The sequence below is a fragment of the Coleofasciculus sp. genome (assembly GCF_046539235.1).
In the GTDB taxonomy this organism is placed as follows: Bacteria; Cyanobacteriota; Cyanobacteriia; order Cyanobacteriales; family Coleofasciculaceae; genus Coleofasciculus.
In genome coordinates, this window is the sequence record NZ_JBKHHI010000564.1 from 1 (window position 1) to 3,390 (window position 3,390).

A 3,390-nucleotide genomic window follows, 5' to 3' on the forward strand; every position below is an offset into this window, starting at 1 on the left:
TTTAAATGCATGACAGTTTAGGGTAACATGGAGTGCAAGATTTGATTGTTTTGTTTATCCAACTCCCCCTCTCCCAGACTTGGGAGAGGGGGCTGGGGGGTGAGGGCGGCTAAACGTCCATTCTTGATTGCCAATGCGGATAATATTACCGGGTGTTAATGTACAAGGCTGATGGGGAGTAAGCCGTTGTCCGTTGACAAATGTACCATTAGAACTACCCACATCAATTAACTGGTATTGGATTTGACCCTGAGCATCTCTGGATTGGTTAATCTGAGCATGATAGCGGGAACTTAACCCATCATCCAGAACCAAAGTATTACTTGGTTCTCGTCCAATCGTGCAGGTGCTGGCGGATAAATTGAACGTTGCACCCGATGCATTGTGGATTAGACGCGCCTGTACTCCACTAGCAGGTTGGGCAATTATCGTGGGCGCTAATACGGGTTTATCTCTTACAGGTAAATTGGCTGGGGATTCTCCGGCGCTGGGTAAGGAATTTGGTTGAGGAGAAGTACCCAAAGCGGGAGGGTTCCCATTCGGGGACTGTGGTGCAACAATATTAACGTGCTGTATAGGCGGTGGGGGGATAACCGGACGATTTGCTTCGGCGATTTGCATCTTTAAGGCGGCTTCGTGTTCCGCTTCCTGTCGCGCACTCATTCCTTCGACTTGACGAATGATTCCCCTCGTCTGCGGGAAGTTGATATCACTGACTCGCACGTCTTCTAGGGCAAAGCCTAGGGAATAGGATACCTCGGCATGGTCAAGCAGATACTGGCGGATATGGACTCGTCCCTGGTTAACTAATTGTTCCATCCGCAATTGACCCACTGCTACCCCTAAACTATCTTTTACCGCACTCGTCAGCGCTGCAATGGGATCGGAGAGTTCCAGGGCTACCCGTCTCGCATCCACGACTTGGTACATGACGTTGAGAGAGATATTAATCAAATATTGATCACGGGATAAGAAATCTCCTTGGGAGACGATTTCCAGGTTGCGAATCTTGCTATCAACCAGAACCAGTTCACATTGTTCGAGAAGGGGTAAAGCGAAGCTGAAATGACGCCCCGGTTTCAATTTGCGGACAAGTTTCCCATTTTTGACCAACAAACCTGTATAACCTGCGCCGATAAAGTCCATACTCCACCCAACCCAGCGTTCTGGGTTTAGCGTTTGGATAAGGGGGGAAGTGGTACTAGACATGAGCGGTGAGTGAGATAAGAGGAATGGCAGGTTATGTATTTTTAGACTAACAAAGCTTGGCTGGATTCCGGCATGGCAATGATGACGGGATGGGTAGCCGTTCGGTTTCGGGTTCGCTCCCCGCTGAGTATCGCCTGTTACCAGAAAACATTGTCGGGGCGACCCGCCGCACACAATTTACACCGCCCAGCCATTAATTGGATCGGGTCGCCCTCCAGAGGATATCGGTCATTAAAAACTAATACAAAATAGCGAGCGAGATGCAAAGCCTGCGGCATGGCTTCGCTAAACGCACTACAACCGTTTACCGTTCTCTATTCCCTGTTCTCCTTTCCCTATCTTCACCACAATCCCAACCTCTAATTATCTGACCTGCGTACATACAAGAAAAGGGCGAGTCGAGACAGGTTAATTCTCACACCGCCATAGTTGTGCAGCGACTCGCCCCTACAATATTTATCTTAATTCAGCAAGAATAGTCCGCGATCGCTTGCAGGAGGCAAACCGGATTCAACCGGATAGGATATTTATTTGCTATTGCCGGGTTCTTGCCAAAAAACAATGGAATCACTTAAGGGTTGAACGTGGGTTCCCGGATAGTAAAATGAGAGAATGTCCTCCCCTGACCAACCGAGATTTGCTAAGTTATAGGAACCATATTGGCTCAAACCAACGCCATGTCCAAAGCCGCCGCCGACATAGGCATAGCCTTTGAGGGTTTTATCCTCTTTATTGCTACCGTAAAGCGGTTCAAGGTAAAAGAGGGTACTGCGAGGTGGATAAAAGGCGCTACGGATTTCATTTTTCTGTAGTTCAACCACACCCTTATCTGTTTGCACATTAAGCTGGAGGATGCGTCCGGCGGGCGATCGCTTGACGACTTGCATTTGTTGTATGGTGGTAAACTCGGCTAGCGGATGTTTGATTCGTTCCAAATAGCGCCGCAAATCTTTCTGAATTTGTTCCAGGGAGTTTTCTACCCGCCATCGGAAGGGAGATCTGCCACTTTCATTGAACCCTTCTTTCAAGTTAATGAATTCGCGGAGGTTTTGTTCATTCCCTAAAGGCTTCTCAGATAAATCCCAAATCGGTTTAGGCGAGTCAACCACGGCTTTTAAGTAAGGACGTTCTGATCCGTTCCAGGAATCACTAAAGGGCGCGGTGACACCGCCAGAGGTGGAGGAATATAAGGCGTCTACGAGCTGATTATTATAAGTTAAGACTAGCCCCTGAGTTTTGGCGATCGCGCGATCCGCTGTGGGAACGGTTCCTGTGAGTCCGCGATAGACTTGGCAATGGGTATTTGCACAGAGTTGGTAATTGTCTGCTGTAAATCGACGCAGATTGCGGAGGGCGTAGGTGCGAGCAATAATGGTTTGTGCTTCTACTGCTGCATAGGGTGCCCCTGGTCCAATTTCATGGGGGACAACACCACGCAGATAGGTTTCTAAGGGAACGTGATTAACCAGGCTGTAAGTCCCATAAGCATTGGGCTGGATTTTCAGACTTCCTGCATACAGTCGCGGGTTGCGCTTATCTTCACCGCGAATCACCTGGATTAAATCATTCTCCGAATCAATCTCTATCCACTGACGACTATACCGATAGCCATCCACCACAAACGAAACTCGCGGCACTTGGGGAAGGACTTGACTTTCTAGTCTAACTGTGTTATAGCCTTGAGCTTGGAGACTTTGCAGCAACAGGCGTCGCAGCAGGGGCGTCTGATAGACATCCCGTTTTGCCCAAACTTGCCAGCGTTCCGGCTGCGCCACTTCCACCTGAATCCCCCGTGAACGCCACTGATCCGCCGCATCTTCGGCGGTTTCAAAGGTGGCGTGATCGCTGAGGACTAAATGTTCAGCTAAAACGGGTTGGGATAAGGGTTGCGTCGCCACTTCCAGCGTCACCTGATCGGTTTCCAGGGTTTGGGGTTGCATATTCCCTGCCAAAAACCGCAAACTCAAGCTATCCCCAGGTGTCGCTTTTAGGGTCAGTTCGTCGGTGGGTTCTGAGCCAAACCGCTGCACCACACCCACTTTCAGATTTACATCCTCCGCTTGAGCTGGCTTACTTCCAGAGAGTCCCCAAAAACATAACGCGATCGCACAGGCTTTCAGGACATTGGGGATTGGGGATTTATGATTGGGGATTAGGGAAGAGTTTTTGGTCTGCATGATA

3 protein-coding genes are annotated in these 3,390 nt (G+C 49.3%); 1 reads left to right on the forward strand and 2 read right to left on the reverse strand.

Annotated elements, in window-relative coordinates; genetic code table 11:
• Positions 1 to 54 precede the first annotated feature (54 nt).
• Positions 55 to 1,209, reverse strand: coding sequence for an FHA domain-containing protein (locus tag ACLFWI_RS28560; RefSeq protein ID WP_446415742.1), 1,155 nt, complete (start codon positions 1,207 to 1,209; stop codon positions 55 to 57).
• A gap of 56 nt (positions 1,210 to 1,265) precedes the next feature.
• On the opposite strand from ACLFWI_RS28560, the gene ACLFWI_RS28565 reads away from it, so the two are divergent.
• Entirely contained in the window at positions 1,266 to 1,406 is a 141-nt protein-coding gene (locus tag ACLFWI_RS28565) for a hypothetical protein (protein WP_446415743.1), read from the forward strand.
• Positions 1,407 to 1,736: 330 nt separating this feature from the next.
• Here ACLFWI_RS28565 and ACLFWI_RS28570 read toward each other — a convergent pair whose 3' ends face one another.
• Positions 1,737 to 3,386, reverse strand: coding sequence for a SpoIID/LytB domain-containing protein (locus ACLFWI_RS28570; RefSeq protein WP_446415744.1), 1,650 nt, complete (start codon positions 3,384 to 3,386; stop codon positions 1,737 to 1,739).
• Positions 3,387 to 3,390 lie beyond the last annotated feature (4 nt).